The 18,880-nt window shown below is 42.4% G+C and carries 17 protein-coding genes; 12 read left to right on the top strand and 5 right to left on the bottom strand.

Features of this window, described 5'->3' with window-relative positions; translation table 11 throughout:
* Positions 1-175: 175 nt before the first annotated feature.
* From ACN6KS_RS01350 to ACN6KS_RS01335, 4 genes are all read right to left on the bottom strand, one after another.
* Positions 176-904: a protein-glutamine gamma-glutamyltransferase gene (locus ACN6KS_RS01350; protein ID WP_440961165.1), complete on the bottom strand. Its 729-nt coding sequence runs from the start codon at positions 902-904 to the stop codon at positions 176-178.
* A 78-nt stretch (positions 905-982) separates the two neighbouring features.
* Complete coding sequence (locus tag ACN6KS_RS01345) at positions 983-2,242, bottom strand: PucR family transcriptional regulator (RefSeq protein WP_440961164.1); 1,260 nt, start codon at positions 2,240-2,242, stop codon at positions 983-985.
* An 804-nt stretch (positions 2,243-3,046) separates the two neighbouring features.
* Positions 3,047-4,180 carry an alanine dehydrogenase gene (gene ald, locus ACN6KS_RS01340; protein ID WP_440962358.1) on the bottom strand — a complete coding sequence of 378 codons (1,134 nt, stop codon included), beginning with the start codon at positions 4,178-4,180 and terminating at the stop codon, positions 3,047-3,049.
* Positions 4,181-4,462: 282 nt separating this feature from the next.
* Positions 4,463-5,689, bottom strand: a complete 1,227-nt coding sequence (locus tag ACN6KS_RS01335) for a Zn-dependent hydrolase (RefSeq protein ID WP_440961163.1) — start codon at positions 5,687-5,689, stop codon at positions 4,463-4,465.
* A 228-nt stretch (positions 5,690-5,917) separates the two neighbouring features.
* Here ACN6KS_RS01335 and ACN6KS_RS01330 point away from each other — a divergent pair, with 228 nt between their 5' ends.
* From ACN6KS_RS01330 to ACN6KS_RS01315, 4 genes are read left to right on the top strand one after another with little or no spacing between them, the layout of a single operon-like run.
* Positions 5,918-6,949 carry a glycosyltransferase family 2 protein gene (locus ACN6KS_RS01330; protein ID WP_094869187.1) on the top strand — a complete coding sequence of 344 codons (1,032 nt, stop codon included), beginning with the start codon at positions 5,918-5,920 and terminating at the stop codon, positions 6,947-6,949.
* A complete protein-coding gene (locus ACN6KS_RS01325) occupies positions 6,946-8,073 on the top strand; it encodes a polysaccharide pyruvyl transferase family protein (protein WP_440961162.1) in 1,128 nt (375 codons plus the stop codon). Before ACN6KS_RS01330 ends, ACN6KS_RS01325 begins: the two co-directional genes overlap by 4 nt.
* On the top strand, positions 8,048-9,595 hold the full coding sequence (locus tag ACN6KS_RS01320) for a lipopolysaccharide biosynthesis protein (protein ID WP_440961161.1): 1,548 nt from the start codon (positions 8,048-8,050) through the stop codon (positions 9,593-9,595). Before ACN6KS_RS01325 ends, ACN6KS_RS01320 begins: the two co-directional genes overlap by 26 nt.
* A gap of 19 nt (positions 9,596-9,614) precedes the next feature.
* The gene (locus tag ACN6KS_RS01315; protein ID WP_094869190.1) at positions 9,615-10,931 is read left to right on the top strand and encodes a glycosyltransferase family 2 protein; all 1,317 of its coding nucleotides are present in this window, start codon (positions 9,615-9,617) and stop codon (positions 10,929-10,931) included.
* Here ACN6KS_RS01315 and ACN6KS_RS01310 read toward each other — a convergent pair.
* The gene (locus ACN6KS_RS01310; protein ID WP_094869191.1) at positions 10,905-12,017 is read right to left on the bottom strand and encodes a threonine aldolase family protein; all 1,113 of its coding nucleotides are present in this window, start codon (positions 12,015-12,017) and stop codon (positions 10,905-10,907) included. The two genes, ACN6KS_RS01315 and ACN6KS_RS01310, sit on opposite strands and share 27 nt — an antisense overlap.
* A gap of 157 nt (positions 12,018-12,174) precedes the next feature.
* Between ACN6KS_RS01310 and udk the strand changes: the two genes are divergently transcribed.
* From udk to ACN6KS_RS01270, 8 genes are all read left to right on the top strand, one after another.
* Complete coding sequence (gene udk, locus ACN6KS_RS01305) at positions 12,175-12,801, top strand: uridine kinase (protein ID WP_042184138.1); 627 nt, start codon at positions 12,175-12,177, stop codon at positions 12,799-12,801.
* 159 nt (positions 12,802-12,960) lie between these two features.
* The gene (locus ACN6KS_RS01300) at positions 12,961-14,553 is read left to right on the top strand and encodes a spore germination protein (RefSeq protein ID WP_440961160.1); all 1,593 of its coding nucleotides are present in this window, start codon (positions 12,961-12,963) and stop codon (positions 14,551-14,553) included.
* Between the two features lie 3 nt (positions 14,554-14,556).
* The gene (locus tag ACN6KS_RS01295) at positions 14,557-14,718 is read left to right on the top strand and encodes a hypothetical protein (RefSeq protein WP_440961159.1); all 162 of its coding nucleotides are present in this window, start codon (positions 14,557-14,559) and stop codon (positions 14,716-14,718) included.
* Between the two features lie 75 nt (positions 14,719-14,793).
* Positions 14,794-14,922, top strand: coding sequence for a Ger(x)C family spore germination C-terminal domain-containing protein (locus ACN6KS_RS01290; protein ID WP_440962357.1), 129 nt, complete (start codon positions 14,794-14,796; stop codon positions 14,920-14,922).
* A 59-nt stretch (positions 14,923-14,981) separates the two neighbouring features.
* Positions 14,982-16,094: a GerAB/ArcD/ProY family transporter gene (locus ACN6KS_RS01285; protein WP_440961158.1), complete on the top strand. Its 1,113-nt coding sequence runs from the start codon at positions 14,982-14,984 to the stop codon at positions 16,092-16,094.
* A 51-nt stretch (positions 16,095-16,145) separates the two neighbouring features.
* Entirely contained in the window at positions 16,146-17,345 is a 1,200-nt protein-coding gene (locus ACN6KS_RS01280; RefSeq protein WP_440961157.1) for a Ger(x)C family spore germination protein, read from the top strand.
* A gap of 21 nt (positions 17,346-17,366) precedes the next feature.
* Complete coding sequence (locus ACN6KS_RS01275; protein ID WP_440961156.1) at positions 17,367-18,479, top strand: GerAB/ArcD/ProY family transporter; 1,113 nt, start codon at positions 17,367-17,369, stop codon at positions 18,477-18,479.
* 24 nt (positions 18,480-18,503) lie between these two features.
* Entirely contained in the window at positions 18,504-18,734 is a 231-nt protein-coding gene (locus ACN6KS_RS01270; protein ID WP_440961155.1) for a hypothetical protein, read from the top strand.
* The last annotated feature ends 146 nt before the right edge of the window (positions 18,735-18,880 follow it).

Genomic DNA, 18,880 nt, shown 5'->3' with positions numbered 1-18,880 from the left:
AAAAAAGACACCCTAGATGGTGTCTTTACTGAATCTACGTATGACGGACAAACGGATGGGAACTGGTTCCAGAATGCCTATTGAATAAGTATGGGCTGTTTCTTTTGTAGAACATCTACTTATGAGACAGCCTCTTTTTTCAGGAAGATTACTCTTCTTGGTACCCTCTTAGCTTTTAGATCTTATAAATGTAACTTCTAGTCCCTATTCTTGAAAACACAGTGCACTCAGAGCCTCTATTTTCCGCTCCGGGTAAGACCGAACCTGAAGATAATCTCTGTAAATAGTTAAAATCAGGATGAATGGATTCATTCGTAAGAAACGCTGAGGTATTACTTCCGGGCACTCTTTCTTCATTAAGAGAGTCTATAATGATTTCCGCAGTAGTTATCCCAATACCGTGGCCATAGAACAGGTCTTCTTCAAGCTTAACCGCATTCTCACCCTGCCATTCTGGCTTGCTAGGTGCATGATCTGGATTCCTGAAATACACAATATCTCCCCGCAGCATCTGATCCTTATTATAGTTCGTAATTAAGCGTAGATTCTCGTCGTAATTCCAATCCCATAAGAACAAATCCTTAAAATACCTATTAAAGGTTTCTTCACCTATAGCTTCAATTGTCGCCCTGTACATAACAATGACCATGGCTGTCGCGCATTCGAAGGCATATAAATGTCCATTCTGAAAAATGTCTTTAATCCCTACCGAAGACGCCACACCAGCGTTCAGCTGTAGTCCTCCAATATCTGTACGCGTCCAAAACTGCGGGTTGCAGCGCGACTCATCAAATGTTGCAAAATCCGCTCCACTGTTATTTAAAGCTTCGGCCGATTCCACGATGCTGTCTCTCATTTTCCGTTCAAAGTCAAGGGCATCGGGTGAACGAACTTCCTTCACCATGCTTAGTCCCTCCAATATTATAGGTTCTAAATATAGGTTATTGTACGTGTTCGTTGCCCAGTTGGTGCTTAATTCATTTTATTCCCGTGACTCAACAAACCACTGATTAAGCTGCCTTGTCTCTTCCGTCAAAATATCCAAATATATAGAAGTGCGGTATCCCGTATCCTTTAAGCTTTTTCCCGTTATCTCTGCTATGCGATTTAATCTGTACAGCAATGTGTTGGTATGAATATGTAAAAAAACGGCGGATTCCTTCAAGTTTCCACTGAGTGATAAATAAACGGCGATCGTTTTTAGAAAATCACTTTTATGCTCGCGATCATGCTCTTTTAGCGGATACAGCAAAGGACTTTTACGGGTTCGACTACGTTTTTGCTCTATAATAGCCGGAACATACGCCCAAAATCCAATATCCTCATACAATAATAACTCTCGGCCATGAAAAGGCAGCAGCTTCTTGATCTCCAGAATGGACCCCGCTTCCCAATACGCAATGGCTGCCGACATATATTCGGTGTAATCCAGGCTACAGCCTGCGCTTAGCATACAGCCCTCACTCTTACGCATATCTTCAATAATTTTTCGCATAAAAGAAGACAGTCCACCCGTCCCTTCCATACGAAAGCTGAATGAAAACAATATAATCAACCGATTATGCTCTGCAGTCAGAAACAATAATTGCATGCCTGCATAGGAAGCCATAGTTTGCCGAATCCGAAGTACAAAATGATCATTGATGACTTTGTCACTCTCTAACACGCTAATATAATATTTCTCCGGCAAAAGAATTGACCAAACTTCCGCATCCTGCTTGATGTTCGCTTCATTGTCATAATGGGAGGTGAGCAGCTTCCAGAAAAAATCCTCCTGAGTCTTCTCCTGCTTCGTCTTCCACCCCCGCTGCTTCAATAAGTAGCGCCCTACGATGCCCGCCGCTTTCTCAACGATATTCTCCGCGTGTCCCTCAACTAGATTGCCTGCATCCACTACCCATATGTACCCGAGAATTTCCTTCTGATATTTGATGCAAATAGCGAGTCGGGGTCCAAGACCTACCTCCATCACCGCAGGAATCCGAATCGGACGTGTAGCGTTCTCAAGCTGCTGCATAATCCCCTTCTTACGCAAACCAATAATGACAGCGTTAGGTACGCGTTTTCCAATAATGGTTGAAATTCTTGCAGAATCACTCTCAAATTGATGGGAGCTGTATCCAATCACATGGTGATTGCTGTCCTCAATGGTAACTTGAGATTGAAGAGATTCACTAATAGCATCCGCCAACGATTCCATACTATCGAAGAAACGATCAAACAATGGATCCTTTTCCGTCACTAGCCCCACCCCTGCCTGAAAAATAGCCGAACCTTGTACTTTAGAGTGATTTTATTATAGTATGCGTGCTCCCCGCTGACTATAAGATAATGGGATGGGGGCGCGATGGCTGGGACCTTGAGATCGCCGGGTGAAGGAGCTACGGGGTTATAGATTTCCGTGGGGGCGGAGTTACTGAGTACAGGTTACGTTGGTTGCGGAATGGCGGGGTTATGGAGTTGCGCGGGACGGAGTTGCAGGTTACGTTGATGCGGGTGACGAGAAGCGAGGTGACGGAGTGGCGCGACAACACTTAAACCGCTACTTGAGAGAGCCCCCTTATAGTTTTTAGGGAATTCCTCCCTGTAATTGTGTCTCTTTAGGTTTGCCTGCTACTAATCAGGGAAAACCTCCCTATAACTCCTCCAATTCAGGCACAATCGGGGATATTCTTCGTATTTATAGGGATAAATTCCCTAAAAATAGCATTTTAAGCTTTTTTTTCGTAATTTATAGGGAGGATTTCCCTAAAAATCATCACCAACAAACATCCACCCGATCCAACGATCTTCATAACGCAGTCCTACAACCTTTAACACCGAACTAGTAGATCTCTGCTGGATCTAGCACACTGAAGCCACTCCTAGCTACCTCCTAGATCAAACTAGCAGACTTCTGCCAGATCCTCCCCACACCGAACTGAGCCGAAAATATTACTCCCAGAACAACAAACAGCAAACTCCCATAACGGAAATTTGCTGTCTATTTGTTTACAAATATTTCCAAGCGCTATGAACGCATCTATTTAGCTCTGTTTAGCTCTATTTAGCTCATCGTGAACGTCTGCTCCATAGCTTGTTCTACCGTAAAATGTTTCTCGCCAAGCGCTTCAGCCACGGCTTGGCAAGTGATTTTACCATTAGCCACATTTACACCACTTCTTAAACCGGCATTATCTTGAATCGCTTTGATCACGCCTTTATTGGCAATTTGCAAGGCGTATGGAACAGTCACATTGGTTAAAGCAATCGTCGAAGTTTTGGCCACAGCACCCGGCATATTAGCAACAGAATAATGCAGTACGCCATGCTTAATAAATACAGGATTATCATGTGTGGTCACTCTGTCGATCGTCTCCACGATACCACCTTGGTCAATTGCCACATCAACAATCACCGAACCCGGCTTCATGGTCTTGACCATTTCTTCTGTCACCAGCTTCGGTGCTTTCGCACCCGGAATCAGCACCGCACCTACCAACAAATCTGCCTCAGCTACCACTTTGGCAATATTGTAAGGGTTCGAGATTAGCGTGTTGATCTGTGCACCAAAAATATCATCTAATTGACGTAATCTTTCTGCACTGAGGTCAACAATTGTAACATCGGCACCCAATCCGATAGCCATTTTCGCGGCATTAGTACCTACTACACCGCCGCCGATAATGCTAACTTTGCCACGACTAACCCCGGGAACACCGGAGAGAAGAATCCCTTGTCCGCCATAGTTCTTTTGCAAGAACTGAGCGCCAAGCTGAACGGACATCCGGCCCGCCACTTCACTCATCGGTGTTAATAGCGGCAAGGTACGTTCATGAACAACCGTCTCATACCCGATGGCAAACACACCCTTATCTTTGAGCGCAGCGGCCAGAGAAGGTTCAGGCGCAAGATGCAGATACGTGAACAAGATAAGGCCTGGACGGAAATAGGGGTACTCGCTTTCCAGCGGTTCTTTCACTTTCATCACCATTTCGGCAGAGCTCCAGACGGTGGCTGCGTCCTGAATCAGCTCTGCCCCGGCAGAAGCATACTCTTCGTTTGGAAATCCGCTTCCCACACCAGCCCCAGCTTCCACCAGCACTTGATGTCCTTCTTTAATAAGGCTAACTACACCCGCAGGTGTTATGGCTACACGATTCTCATTATTTTTAATTTCTTTAGGCACTCCGATAATCATCATTCATCTCTCCCGTCTAATGTAGATCCCTTATGTAAAGAATAATAACATACGTTTAGTATTTCCAATTTGGTAAAAAATTAAAATATTATCTATCATCATTGTGTTTTTACACAAAGGTTTCGTCTTAAACTGCCTATCAACTTCAGGTTCATTTGGTACCCAACACAACCCTAATCATTATCTCATAAAAAAAGACACTGCTTAGAGTGCCTTTTTGACGATTTTGTATGAAATTAAAGCACTACTACCATCATGTAATGTTATGTTTAGTAACGCGTATTAATTTGACAGTAATAACAACACTGTTTCTAGGATTACATTTACCCCTTTTTCACAATCATCATTGGAGGTAAACTCCTCTTCACAATGACTTTTCCCCTTCACACTAGGTACAAACACCATCGCGGATGGCAGAAAGCTTGCTACGAACTGAGCATCATGCCCTGCGCCACTTGCGATCTTCCGGTTAGAATAGTCCAAGGCTTGTGCCGCTTGCTCCACTAAATTACATATTCCCCGGTCAAACCAAACCGTCTCTCTGCCCCAAAGCTTGGTCTTACTTACTACACAGTCCAGTAGCATCTCCGGCAAGCTATGAATAATGGCTTCCACCTTACGGACAATCTCCATATCTTTATGTCTTGCCTCAATCGTAAAAATCACTTTATTAGGAATAACGGTATGAATATTAGGAAGCACATTCATTCTGCCCATGGTATACACCAGTTCAGAGTCGAGCGCACTAAGCTTGCTTCTAAGCTCCGTGATCAAATCCGTGGCAGCGAACAAGGCATCCTTACGCATTGCCATAGGCGTGGTGCCCGCATGATCCGATTCTCCCGTCACCTCAATTTCATAACAGGCCATACCAACTACACAGTCTACCAGACCAATCGACAGTTCTTCTTGTTCTAGCACAGGACCTTGCTCGATATGAAGCTCCAAATAAGCAGTGGCTTCGGTAATTCGATTACTCGCTTCCCCCTTACATCCACTTTCCTCCAGCGCTTCGCCAAAGGCAATGCCCTCCGGATCTTTTTTATTCAACATTTCTGCCTTATCGAACTTACCGGCCAGCACACCAGAAGCCATCATCGAAGGCTCAAAGCGAGCCCCTTCTTCATTTGTGAAATTCATAATGGTCACCGGTAGCTTCGGTTTTATCCCGTGATCCACGAGTGTGCGGACTACCTCTAGTCCAGCGATTACCCCAAGAACGCCATCGAATCTTCCACCTTTTTTCACAGTATCCATATGCGAGCCAATCACAATAGGCGGCCCAGACTCTACACCCGCAAGCGTGGCGTACATCGTGCCCATATCGTCCACCTTCACAGACATGCCCAATTCTTCACAACAGGTACGAAAATAATTTCGAACCTTCACGTCCTCTTCCGTCAGCGATAACCGGGTCACGCCGTTGTTATCTGTACGCCCATAATCCGCAAATGCCTCTATCGTATTCTTTAATCTTTCTCCGTTCGCGAATATTTTTTGCAGCTGCATCGCAGGTCCCTCCGCTTCGAGCGTTCATGATTTTATAGACTTTCTATATATGTTATACCAATCGATATGATTGTCATTTTACATACTGTAATAATTATTATTCACGTGATGTTACAACGAATTAGAGGTAGCCATAAGTAAACTAAAGTAGTATATACAATCTTTTGATACGAAGGGTAAGCTTAAGATAGCTGTTTATCCAGTTCTACCAAGGAAAGGAGCCAGCACATGAATCTAAGCATTGTGGTCCCTGTATACAATATTGAACATTATATGACCCCTATGTTTGATACACTCCTTGCCCAAAGTGAACCGCATTTTGAGGTCATTATCGTGGATGACGGATCTACGGATCACACCTACAATGTGATAGAAAAGATCCTCTCACTTCATCCCGAGCTTTCTTGCAAAGTCATTCGAACAGAGAATCAAGGGGTTAGTGCGGCTAGAAATAGAGGCTTAGCAGAAGCCACAGGCAACTATGTGCTGTTTCTGGATGGAGATGATTATATCTCTACAGATTTAGTAAGGACCGTTCATACCTATACTCAACCATCTGACCCCGAAATTATCTGCTGGGGATATAGCCATGTCACAGAGGATGGAGTTGCTACTTTGAGCTACGCCTCTGCATATAGCGACATCACAGGCAGTGAAGCGCTGACTCATATTTTCGTGAACAAAAGCTTGCGAATATGGACAGGGAGCATTGCGTACAAACGGGAATTATTACTCCTTCACGAACTCCAATATACGGAACGCTGTGTGAATGGAGAAGATCAGGAATTTATCTACAAAGCTTTATCCAGAGCTACTAGAGTCATCACATTACCGGATATATTATCGTTTTATTTACAAAGAAATACGTCGATTTCCAATAGCTATAATGTGAATAAATTTGATGTCGTTGATGTATTCAAACGGGTCGATGCTTATTTCGAGGCCCATCCCTTTGAGAACCTGGATATGATATCTCCTTATATAAGAAATCGCGAATTGATCGAGAATTACTTTTTCAACCTAAAAACCTGTCTAAATGAGACAGAAGGCGAAAGCATTCAGAAGTTACTTCGCGACATCGATCATACCTATCCGGAACTAAACCAAGAAATGTATGAACTCATAAGACGTTATAGAGGTAATGATCGAAGATTAGCCCTTTATATCCGAACATTCTTAATCTCCCCGCTTCTATATCACAGATTCATTTCTGTGGAGAAAAGCTTATCCAGGTTCAAGCGAAAGGAATTTAGAATATGAAAAAGCTGCTGATCTATGCCTATACCGAATTTAATTTGGGCGATGATTTATTCATAAAGGTGTTATGTGAGAGGTATCCGGATACCGAATTCAGAATCTGCGCTCCACGCTTATACAAGCTGGTCTTCAAAGAGATCAAGAACCTCAGAGTGTATCCTTCCGATACATTCTTCTTTAGAGGCATTGCCTTTATTTGCAGAAGGTTAAAGATACATAATCTGGCGCAAAAATATGTGGCCGATCACTCCGATGGTGTCGTTCATATCGGCGGCTCGATCTTTATGCAGGCAGAGCATTGGTCAGAGCATTTCAAGAACGCAGAAACCATTCGGAATAAGAATAAGCCCTACTATTTATTAGGATCGAATTTCGGCCCTTATACAGATAAAGAATATTACGAGGAACACAAGCGCATTTTTAAGGACTATACCGACATCTGCTTTAGAGAAAAATATTCTTATGATTTATTTGAGGATCTGGATAATGTCCGTTTAGCGCCAGATATTATTTTTCAGCTTGATCCACCAGATCCTCAAGCCGAACCCGAGGATTACATTGTCTTATCCGTCATTAAGCCTTCTATTAAAGGTCTGAACGGCTTTGACAACCTCTATTATGAAAAAATGAAAGAACTCGCAATTTATTTCATTGAAAAAGGCTACGCTGTTCATTTCATGTCCTTTTGTGAACATGAAGGGGACCAGCTGGCGATTGAAGAGATCCAGAATCTTATGGGGCCCTCCTATGAGGATGCCATCCAAGTGCATTTATATAAAACAAATATGGAAGAGGTTTTGTCCGTTCTAGCCAATTCCAGCTTTATAGTTGCTTCAAGATTCCATGCGATGATCCTGGGCTGGGTATTGGGCAAACCTGTGTTTCCTGTGGCTTACAGCCAAAAAATGATCAACGTAATGGAAGATGTCCAGTTCAAAGGATTATATGCTGATTTCACTACACTGGAGCAGCTCCAGCCTGTACAGGTGTTTGATAGTATGATTACCCACTGCATGGATGTCACGCCGCAGGTCAAACATGCCGAAGAACATTTCGAGCAGCTGGATAAGTATTTATCGCTTTACGAAAGGAGGATACGTTATGAGAGCCAAGCGGAGCATTCTTAACTTATCCTTTGGACTCGGGAGTCAGCTCATCACGATCATCCTTGGTTTTTTTATCCCCCGACTGATTATGGTCAACTATGGCTCTGAAGCCAATGGTTTAATCGCTTCTATTGTACAGATCATTAGTTATTTGGCCCTGCTGGAAGCCGGAGTAGGAGCCGCTTCGATACAAGCCCTATATAAGCCAGTGGCTTCGGATGATAAGAACCATATCAACTCTATTCTGGCCGCCACCTCCAGCTATTATAAAAAAACAGGCATTTATTATTTTTTCGCCGTCCTTCTAATCGCCACCCTGTATCCATTAGTGATTACTTCTGAAATCGATAAATTATCGATTATGCTCATTATTTTACTCACAGGAATGGGCGGGGCGATCAATTATTATTTTCAAGGAAAATTCAAAGTTCTGCTTGCTGCAGAGGGAAAAAGCTATGTAGAGACATCTATAGTCACTGTAGCTAACATTCTGAACAATGTGATTCGGATTCTGTTATTGCTTCAAGGGGTTAACATCATCGCTGTGCAAGCTTCCTATTTCATATTAACCGTACTTCAAATCGTCGTCTTCTATATCTATATTAATAAACATTACAAATGGATCAACCTAACTCTCAAACCAGACTATGAAGCCATTGGTCAAAAAAATTCCGTGTTAGTCCATGAGATCTCCTACTTGGTGTTTAGAAATACCGACGTGCTGATCCTGACTATATTTACGAACTTAAAGATCGTCAGCATTTATGTCATGTACAACATGATTTTTACGATTGTTGATAACATCGTCCAAACCATAAACGGAAGCGTGAAAGCTGCTCTCGGTCAGAGCTTTCATGAGAGTAAAGAGGCCTTTATTAAATTTTATGATGCTTACGAAGTGTATTTTATGGGGCTCATCTTCTCGATACTAACAGTGGCCTATATTCTGATTCTACCTTTTATGAAATTGTATACCGCAGGGGTAAACGACGTGAATTATATCGATATGTGGCTGCCGGTCTTGTTCGTAGTCATCAAATTATTAACCAATGCCAGAGCTTCTTCCAATAATGTGATAACAATTGCCGGACATTTCAAGAAAACACAGAACCGTTCCATTCTAGAATCGGTAATCAATCTAGTCGCTTCTATTGTCTTTGTAATCTTTATGGGAATTTACGGTGTACTGATGGGAACCATAGCCGCCCTCTTATACCGCTCCGTAGATATTGTGGTCTATGCTAGCAAACATCTGCTGAATCGGAGCCCTTGGGTCACCTTTAGAAGATGGCTAACGAATGCAGTGGTTTTTGCGGGCATTATTCTGATCTCTAGCGCCATCCCTATCCGAATCCATTCCTATGTGGGGCTTATGTTGTGGGGTGTACTGCTAGGGCTTGTAATCCTGCCTATATATTTCGTGATCGCCTCCTTAATGGAACGGGAAGTTTTCCTGTATACATGGGAGCATCTCAGAGGATATCGGGCGAAGCTCAAGCATAAGGTTCTGGCTAGACCTAAGGTAAGTGGTGTATCTAAATAACACATCAGGAGGACTCGAAATGGATCATAGCGAGGTTTTGCAGCAAGCCTGTTACGTCTTTCTAAATGACCTGAATGATGAAATAAACCATTCATCTGCCCTTCAAATGGATGATCAGGAAATCTTTCAACGATGCCGCCTGATCCTAGATAAAGAACAAAATCCACAAATCAAAACCTTTCTAGAAACCCTATCCGAAGTGATCCGTGCTTATCTCACAGGGAGAGCTTCAGAGGATGCAATAAGATTCTATCTGTCAGAGCAATTCAGTATCGTAAACGAAGAGATAGACGGGTTAATCCATGGGATCGTCGCAATCAAACATCAGTCCTCAGATATGGCTATTTCAGACTCAGCTCTCCTTTCCTTTGCCGATTATCCTAAGGTCAGTGTCATTATCACTACCTACAATAGAAAGGCATTCCTAAATCAAGCGATCCAAAGCATCTTAATGCAGGACTATCCGCATAAAGAGATTACAGTTATTGATGATTGCTCTACAGATGGCACGGAAGAGTTAATGCATCAAAGCTTCGGAGGCGAGTCACAGGTAATCTACATGCGAAACGAAAAGAACAGCGGGCCGGGAAATAATCGCCGTATAGCTTTTGCTGCTCATGGTAATGGTGAGTATGTTCTTTTTCTCGATGATGATGACTATCTGATTGACATGAATTATTTAAGTAAGGCTGTAGAGTTTCACAATCACCATCCCGAAATATCATTTGTGGCTGCTAATGTTTTTCTTGAATTTTCAAAGGCCAAGCAACTGAAGATCAGCAGCTTACAGCTAAGCAAGATTATTAAGAAGCAGGATTATTTCATGAATTTCGAGAAAAAAGGATATCCGAAGCCCTCCTCCACCTTAACAACTGTCTTTAAGCGTGAGGCTTTAATAGCTATGGATATCCTAAATATGAACATGGTTAATGATGCTTCTATTTATCTGCGTTCCTTGTTGGTCGGTGATGCCGGCTTCATAGATACACTTGCCGGTGTATACAGATTACACGGGGACAATATCACCTTTAATCTGAGTCAGGGATTCTTAATTGAGAATCTGGAGGAGAAGCTGTTGATTAAGAATATGGCCGTTCAGAAATATGGATATAGCGAGCCAGAAATGGCGGAATGGTTTAACCATAATGCTTATGATACGATCTCCTACTATTTATTAAATTCTGCAAAAGACGCTACAGACTTTAAATTCATGTATCATTGGGCTCTTAACCATTGCCCGCCTATTTACAATCAGTTAAGAAATGAATTCCGTACGAAGCTTATTAAAAAGCAATTATTACGGATCTCGTTACTTCGAACACTGCTCGGAAGATGACTCGCGCATTAGCTTATCGAGCAGCAACAAGAATCCTTTTACCTCTTCTTTAGGAATGTCGGCGTACTTGTCTCCAATACTGATCTCACAATAAGAAGTATCTTCTCCCGTTGGTCTTATCGCTGCGCTTAAACCGATTCCTGTTGACTCATATACAGAAGACAGGATCGGTTCAATGCTCTCCCTAGACATTTGAAAATGCATATGAAACATGTTGGAGACAGGCTCAGCAGGTAACGTAGTCACCCCGTGACATTGATTAACTAAAGCAGCAAGCTCCTTAGCCCCTTCGTAATACTGCTGCATCTTATCTACTCTTTGCTGGTAGTAATAATCAGAGGAAATAATGTATGGATACAGACTGATTAGGTCGCCACCATGCCGCCGTTTCCATATCTTCGATTGCTTCGTAAACGCCTCACCGCCTGCAAGAATCGCGCCTGCAATTCCTCCGATTCCTTTATACAGTGAGATATAGACACTATCAAAGAGGGCGCAGATCTCAGCAGCTGTCTTGCCATAATAGGGAAGCGTCTCAAGCAATCTTGCGCCATCCAAATGCAGCTTAATTCCCCGAGCACGGCAATGTGCAGAAATCGCTTCAAGCTCCTTATACTCCGGTAACTGTCCACCAATCTCGCGCTGCGGCAATTCGAGCAGCAGACAAGCAATATCTTCCTTCATATGTAATACATCATCCAAGGTGATTAGTCGATCCTTGTTCGCAAGTAGGACAGGCTCAATATGATGCAGTTCCTTCAACCCATCCTGCTCATGGATCTCCAAATGACATAAAGGATGATAGGCGACGCTCTTGAGTCCTTTTTCATCACACCATATTCTTAAAGCGATTTGCTGTGCCATTGTTCCACTCGGAAAGAAGACCGCTGTCTCTTTACCCAGAAGCTTCGCCATCTCCGATTGAAAATCCTCAATAACCTTCCCCGATCCATAAATATCAGACGGTGTACTATTTTCTACAGCTTCAAAGGCTTCCTTCAAGACTTGAACCTCTCGATTTCCATGTCCTACGATCCGATACGTCGTTTCATTAAAGGCCTCTTGCACTGATTTTTTTCCGTTCATTGGTAGAATTGCCCCTTCCGTGTTTGCCTTGTCCCTAATATAGACGAATTTCAAAAAATCCCATCTTAATTTTACCCGATCTAAGGTGAAAAAACATGAGCGCTGTGCTACAATATTGGAATTGCAACGGCAATCTTAGGGAGGGTTATTGAATCACATGCTTATCATTGGTATCGCCGGCGGCACCGGCTCGGGAAAAACAACCGTAGCCCGCTCCGTCATTGACCGTCTTGGAACGGGAAAGGTAACTTTCATATCTCAAGATAACTACTATAAAGATCATTCACACCTCAGCTTCGCTGAACGTGAATCCATCAATTACGATCATCCTTTCGCTTTCGACAATGAGCTGCTTATTGAGCATCTTAAATGTCTGCGTGAAGATCAGACCGCATATGCACCGGTGTACGACTTCACAGTTCATGCCCGCTCCACTACAGAGACTGTAGAACTGAAACCAAACAACATTGTAATCATCGAGGGACTCCATGTTCTTTCCGACGAGAACCTCCGCGATATGCTTGATATCAAAGTCTTTGTTGATGCTGATCCTGATGTACGCATCCTCCGCCGGGTACTCCGCGATATCGAGGAACGCGGACGGAGCATTCAATCGATCCATCACCAATATTTGAGCACGGTTAAGCCAATGCATGAAGCTTTTATTGAACCGTCCAAGAAATACGCCGATTTAATCATCCCAGAAGGTGGCCATAATGAGGTCGGTATCCAGTTGTTGTCCATCCTAACTGAGAAGCATCTATATAACGATTGGACGTCTTAGAGTTCTTAATTGATTCCGTTTATCTTAGCTGTCGAGATTCTCTCGACAGCTTTTTTACGTACTCATTTCCAAAGCCGTAATAGATTATTCAAAGAATAATCCCACCGTATTTTGGTAATAGCTAATTTCACAGCAGCTTGCGGAAGAGGGATAACAACTATGGGATTTCTGAACAGAACAATAACAAAAGCTTTTAAGAACCCTTCATTAGGGCACCCCGATCCTACCAAAGAACTACCTAAAGTGCCTCTCAAAGAAGACCTTCAAGATAATATTGAACATATAAAAACAACGCTCGGAAATAGCACTGACCTTGTAATCAGAGATTTCTTTATTGATTCAAAACATCAGATCAAAGCAGCTATTTTCTATACAGATGGACTAGCAGACAGTAAGGCTATTCAAGACTTCATTCTGGAATCACTATTATTAGACATTCCAGATCCTGATCTTGAATCACAAAATAACAACTATTCCTTATTAAAAAATCACATACTTACCGTTGGTGATATCAAAGATGTGACGGAGTTTAATTCTTTGTTGACCTCACTATTATCCGGAGATGTGATTCTCTTACTCGACGGATACAACAAAGGGTTCACCATTGGAATGCGTGGCTGGAAAGATCGCGGTGTAACGGAAAGTACCACCGAAACTGTTATTAGGGGTCCAAAGGAAGCCTTCACGGAAAGCTTACGAACCAACACAGCATTAATTCGCCGAAAAATAAAAGACCCTAACCTTTGGTTAGAAACGCAGCAAATTGGGCGTGTTACCCAAACAGATGTAGCGATTATGTATATCAAAGGAATTGTAGATGACGGGACTGTGCAAGAAGTACATACACGCTTAGATCGGATCGACATCGATGGCATCTTGGAAAGTGGTTATATCGAGGAATTAATCGAGGATGAAACCTATACTCCATTTCCAACTATTCATCATACGGAACGACCTGATGTGATTGCTTCTGCCCTTCTGGAAGGAAAAGTAGCCATATTAGTAGATGGAACTCCTATTGTGATGACAGTTCCTACCACGTTCGTTTCCTTCATGCAGACGGCGGAGGACTATTATCAACGAGCGGATATCAGCACCTTAGTTCGGATGCTCCGTTATTTCTGTATATTCATTTCACTGCTAGCCCCATCTTTATATGTAGCTATCACTACCTTCCATCAAGAGATGTTGCCTACAACCCTGCTCATCAGTTTGGCTGCTCAACGGGAGGGCGTCCCGCTTCCAGCATTTATTGAAGCCCTCTTAATGGAACTTGCCTTTGAGATTATAAGGGAAGCGAGTGTACGAATGCCTCAAACCATAGCCCAATCTGTATCCATTGTAGGCACTCTCGTGATTGGGACTGCGGCAGTTGATGCCGGCATTGTTTCTGCCGCCATGCTTATTGTCGTCGCTATAACGGCTATTTCAAGCTTTGTGCTACCGTCCTTTGACCTTTCCTTGACGATCAGAATGCTCCGTTTCCCAATGATGTTCCTTGCTGCATCTTTTGGATTATTCGGGATCATCATTGGGGTTATTGCGATAGTTCTTCACATGTGCAGCTTACGTTCCTTTGGAGTTCCTTATATGAGCCCGTTAGCTCCGTTTAATCTTGTTGATCAAAAGGACACCTTTTTCCGAATGCCTCGTTGGGCCATGTTTACCCGCCCTAGGCTAATCAATCAGAAGAATATCGTTCGGGAAAAAAGTCCACCACCGGAAAAACCGGGAGATCTTACGGAGGAATAAACTATGAAACGAAGAGCACTTCTACTTTGTGTAGTTATACTCTTACAAATATTCATAACAAGTTGCTGGAGTCGCCGGGAATTAAATGATCTTGCGATTGCCGTAGGAATAGGAATCGACAAGCTTGGAGATCGCCCACTCCAAAATAAAGAGCAGCTTGCGTAATGGCAGACCAGAAATCAGCATTCAGCAATCTTTGGAAGCAGATTTAGGAGAATTACAATGTAGAGATCTAGACCTATTTTTGGATTTGGCGAAGTCATGCATCGCGCTAACCCACAGGCGTGGAAGAAACTACGAGACAATTGGGATCAAACCTTTGTTAACCCGCCAGTAAACATTAACATGGACTGTAAGTTCGCCTGTTAGGGAAAGTGACCAACTCTTTCTTAGAAGAGATGAAATGATAAATTGGAGTGAACGAAGCCATGCTCGAAAAAGGTAAAATAAGTACTCGTCAACTAACCATACTAGTTATGTTCCTTACGATCGGCGATTCCATTCTCGTAATCCCCCCTTCCACTACACACTACGCCAGACAAAATGCCTGGATTTCCGCATTGATTGGAATGGTCGTAGGTTTACTAGCCATCTATATGTACAGCAAGTTCGCAAAGTTGTACCCCCAACTAACGCTTATTGAGGCGATTCAAAAGGCTTTTGGAAAATGGATAGGAACTATTCTATCACTTATGACCTTAATGTATTTCCTTATCGTTACCGTAGGGAGTATGCGGGAAATCGGTGATTTCGTGAACAGTGAAATATTACCAGGCACCCCCATTCCAGCTATTTTAATCTTATTTATTTTTATCATAATTATGGCAACACGACTCGGTATTGAGGTTATAGGACGAGCTGGTGAGATTTTTACTCCTATGATTATTATCCTATTTTTGATCCTGACGGGCGCAATTGTTCCTCAGATGGAGCTTTTCAGAATGCTGCCCATATTGGAAGATGGCATAAAACCTGTGCTAAGAGGGTCTATTTCCATTACAGCTTATACCTTCTTAGAACCGGTTGTATTTCTAATGATACTCCCTTATGTAAATCAACAACAAAAGATAAAGAAAGGTTTATTTCAAGGCTGTTTCTTAGGCGGTATTATAATCTTCCTGACAGTCGCTGTTTCCATATTAGTACTGGGTCCGGATCTGACGACCAGAGATATATATCCTAGTTATAACATAGCAAGGCGGATATCCGTTGGTGGATTCTTCGAGCGGGTGGAAGCCATGATAGCTCTACTGTGGATGTTAACCTTGTTTATCGAAGTAACTATGTACTTCTATGCTTTCGTTCTGGGGTTATCTCAATTATTAAAATTAAAAGAGTACCGTGTGCTAACGCTACCTACAGGGTTGATTTTGGTTGCATTAGCACCTCTTATCGCCCCGAATTCCACCTATTACAACGCGGTATTTGATAATTATTGGGTGTACTATATTATAACCTTCGGGTTATTTCTCCCCCTGATATTGTTAGGGGTGGGCATATTTCGGAGCGCACTGAGCAAAGACCTGAAATCTCGAAACTAAAGATGGTTTAGGCAGTTTCGAATATTGAACGATCTAACGGAGGAATAACCCATGAAAAGAAGAGCGCTCCTGATTTGTGTTCTTATTCTTATGCAAATTTTTGTAACAGGTTGCTGGAGCCGCCAAGAATTAAATGATCTCGCAATCGCCGTAGGAATAGGAATCGATAAAATTGGAGAGCAATATCAAGTTTCCGCGCAAGTGGTCTTACCCAGTCAAGTCGCGGGCTCAAAGGGAGGCTCTCCTCATTCACCCGTCAACCTTTACAAAGCAACGGGAAGTACCGTATATGAAGCCCTTAGGAAAATCACAACCGTTAGTCCACGTAAAATTTACATCTCTCATTTACGAATCCTAGTCCTCGGCGAAGATTTGGCTAGAGAGGGAATCAGTGATGTTCTTGATTTCTTCTCTAGAGATACTGAGACGCGAAATGATTACTTTATAGTGGTGGCAAAGGATGCCAAAGCAGCAGATGCTTTGAAAATATTAACCAGTCTTGAAAAGATTCCTGCTGTGCGATTGTTCGCTAGCCTGGAAACATCGGAGAAACATTGGGCACCTACATCTACTGTGACATTAGGAACATTAATTACAGAACTTGTAACTAAGGGTAAGCAACCCATCTTAACAGGGGTTGTCATCAATGGAAATGTAGGTGTGGGGGAAACTTCGAAGAATGTTGAAACGGTAGACTCTCCAACACAATTGGAATACTCTGGATTGGCCGTATTCAAGGAGGACAAATTGATTGGTTGGCTAAATCAAGAGGAATCAAAAGTGTATAACTATTTAACTAATAAGGTGAAAAACACAGTTTTCTATATCCCATGTCCCGAAGGTAAAAAAGTTTCGCTTGAGGTATTTAAAGCCCGTTCCAAAATGAAAGGCAGCATGGATAGTGACAAACCAGAAATCACTATTGAGCAGCATTTGGAAGTTGATATAGGAGAGGTGCAATGTAGAAATCTAAATCTGACGGACACAAAAACTATCACCGAATTGGAGAAAATCGCCAATAAAAAAGTAGTAGATTTATTCGGAACTACAATTAAAAAGGTACAAAATGAATACAAAAGCGATATTTTTGGATTCGGCGAAGCCATCCATCACTCTAATCCGCAGGCGTGGAAGAAACTGCGGAACGATTGGGATCAGACCTTTGTTAACCTTCCAGTGAGCATAAAGATGGACATCAAGATTCGCCTGTTAGGGAAAGTAATGAATTCTTTCTTAGAAGAGACGAAGTGATAAATTGGAGTGAACGAAACCATGTTGGAAAAGGGAAAAATAAGTGCTCGCCAGCTAACCATACTGGTTATGCTCCTTACTATTGGGGATTCCATCCTTATAATCCCCTCTTCCACTACACACTACGCCAAGCAAAATGCATGGATTTCCACTTTAATTGGACTGGCAGTAGGTTTGCTAGCCAACTATATGTACAGCAAGTTCGCAAAGTTATATCCCAAATTAACGCTTATTGAGGCCATTCAAAAAGCTTTAGGAAAATGGATTGGGACTATTCTTTCGTTTATGACTTTAATGTTTTTTCTTATCGTTGTCGTTGGAAGCATACGGGAAATTAGTGACTTTGTGATTTCAGAAATGTTGCCCGGAACTCCTATTCCGGCCATTCTACTCTTATTTATATTTATCGTGATTATGGCAACGCGACTTGGTATTGAGGTCATTGGACGAGCTGGTGAGATCTTTACTCCTATGGTTATTATCCTGTTTCTGATCCTGACGGTCGCGATTATTCCTCAGATGGAGATTGTTAGAATGCTGCCCATATTGGAAGATGGAATAAAACCAGTGCTGAGAGGAAGTATCTCCATTACGGCTTATACCTTTTTAGAACCAGTTGTTTTTCTAATGATCCTTCCTTATGTAAACCAACAACAAAAGATAACAAGAAGCTTTTTACATGGGACCGTTCTAGGAGGTATTGTCATTTTCATAACGATCATCGTTTCCATCCTGGTACTAGGTCCGGATCTAACGACCAGAGATGTATATCCCAGTTATAACATCGCAAGGCGCATATCTGTTGGCGGATTCTTCGAGCGGGCGGAAGCCCTGATAGCTCTACAATGGATGTTAACTTTCTTTATAAAAGTAACTTTCTTCTTCTATGCTTTCATTCTGGGGATATCCCAATTATTAAAATTAAAAGAGTATCGCGTGTTGACCTTACCCACAGGGTTGATTTTGGTTGCACTCGCTCCAATCATCGCCCCGAATTTCACCTATTATAACGCGGTATTTGATAATTATTGGGTATACTATGTTATAACCTTCGGTCTATTTCTACCCATGGTGTTGTTAAGTGTGGGTATGTTTCGAAGAGCCTTGAGCAAAGATTTGAATTCTAGGAACTAAAGTTGATTTGGGAGGTTGTGAAATTTGGGTATAGTAGTGATCGCCATAGTTGTAGCCGTTATTATAGCCATTGAAGTGCCTCTTATGTGGAGAAAAAAATTAATCAAGGAGTTGTGGGTTTTCTCATTTCTTCTGTTGCTGGGAACTTTCTTCAGTCTTATTAATGCGTTACATATCTCAGTCTCTAACCCCTTAGGTTGGATGATCTTTATCTATAAACCCGTAGCTGACATGGTAAGTGCCTGGTTATCTTAAAAATGGAACTAAACCCATATAACGTAACAATCCGAATCCGAGTAGGGTCACCGAATGTGGTGAAAAACCGTGTGATGCTGCTGATATCATTAAGTTTAATCTCTTGCGGTTCTATCTCCCCACCCCAATTCGTAAACAAACTTAAA

It is taken from the genome of Paenibacillus nitricinens, assembly GCF_052056485.1.
Classification (GTDB): Bacteria; Bacillota; Bacilli; order Paenibacillales; family Paenibacillaceae; genus Paenibacillus_AQ; species Paenibacillus_AQ nitricinens.
Note: the sequence above shows the minus strand (reverse complement) of the source record. Positions and strands in the feature narration are given on the sequence as shown.

Bases quoted from the DNA above. Each gene is read 5' to 3' on its own strand.
- ACN6KS_RS01350 (WP_440961165.1), bottom strand. From the start codon at position 904: ATGGTGAAGGAAGTTCGTTCACCCGATGCCCTTGACTTTGAACGGAAA.
- ald (WP_440962358.1), bottom strand. From the start codon at position 4,180: ATGATTATCGGAGTGCCTAAAGAAATTAAAAATAATGAGAATCGTGTA.
- ACN6KS_RS01335 (WP_440961163.1), bottom strand. From the start codon at position 5,689: ATGCAGCTGCAAAAAATATTCGCGAACGGAGAAAGATTAAAGAATACG.
- ACN6KS_RS01330 (WP_094869187.1), top strand. From the start codon at position 5,918: ATGAATCTAAGCATTGTGGTCCCTGTATACAATATTGAACATTATATG.
- ACN6KS_RS01325 (WP_440961162.1), top strand. From the start codon at position 6,946: ATGAAAAAGCTGCTGATCTATGCCTATACCGAATTTAATTTGGGCGAT.
- ACN6KS_RS01320 (WP_440961161.1), top strand. From the start codon at position 8,048: ATGAGAGCCAAGCGGAGCATTCTTAACTTATCCTTTGGACTCGGGAGT.
- ACN6KS_RS01315 (WP_094869190.1), top strand. From the start codon at position 9,615: ATGGATCATAGCGAGGTTTTGCAGCAAGCCTGTTACGTCTTTCTAAAT.
- ACN6KS_RS01310 (WP_094869191.1), bottom strand. From the start codon at position 12,017: ATGAACGGAAAAAAATCAGTGCAAGAGGCCTTTAATGAAACGACGTAT.
- udk (WP_042184138.1), top strand. From the start codon at position 12,175: ATGCTTATCATTGGTATCGCCGGCGGCACCGGCTCGGGAAAAACAACC.
- ACN6KS_RS01300 (WP_440961160.1), top strand. From the start codon at position 12,961: ATGGGATTTCTGAACAGAACAATAACAAAAGCTTTTAAGAACCCTTCA.
- ACN6KS_RS01295 (WP_440961159.1), top strand. From the start codon at position 14,557: ATGAAACGAAGAGCACTTCTACTTTGTGTAGTTATACTCTTACAAATA.
- ACN6KS_RS01285 (WP_440961158.1), top strand. From the start codon at position 14,982: ATGCTCGAAAAAGGTAAAATAAGTACTCGTCAACTAACCATACTAGTT.
- ACN6KS_RS01280 (WP_440961157.1), top strand. From the start codon at position 16,146: ATGAAAAGAAGAGCGCTCCTGATTTGTGTTCTTATTCTTATGCAAATT.
- ACN6KS_RS01275 (WP_440961156.1), top strand. From the start codon at position 17,367: ATGTTGGAAAAGGGAAAAATAAGTGCTCGCCAGCTAACCATACTGGTT.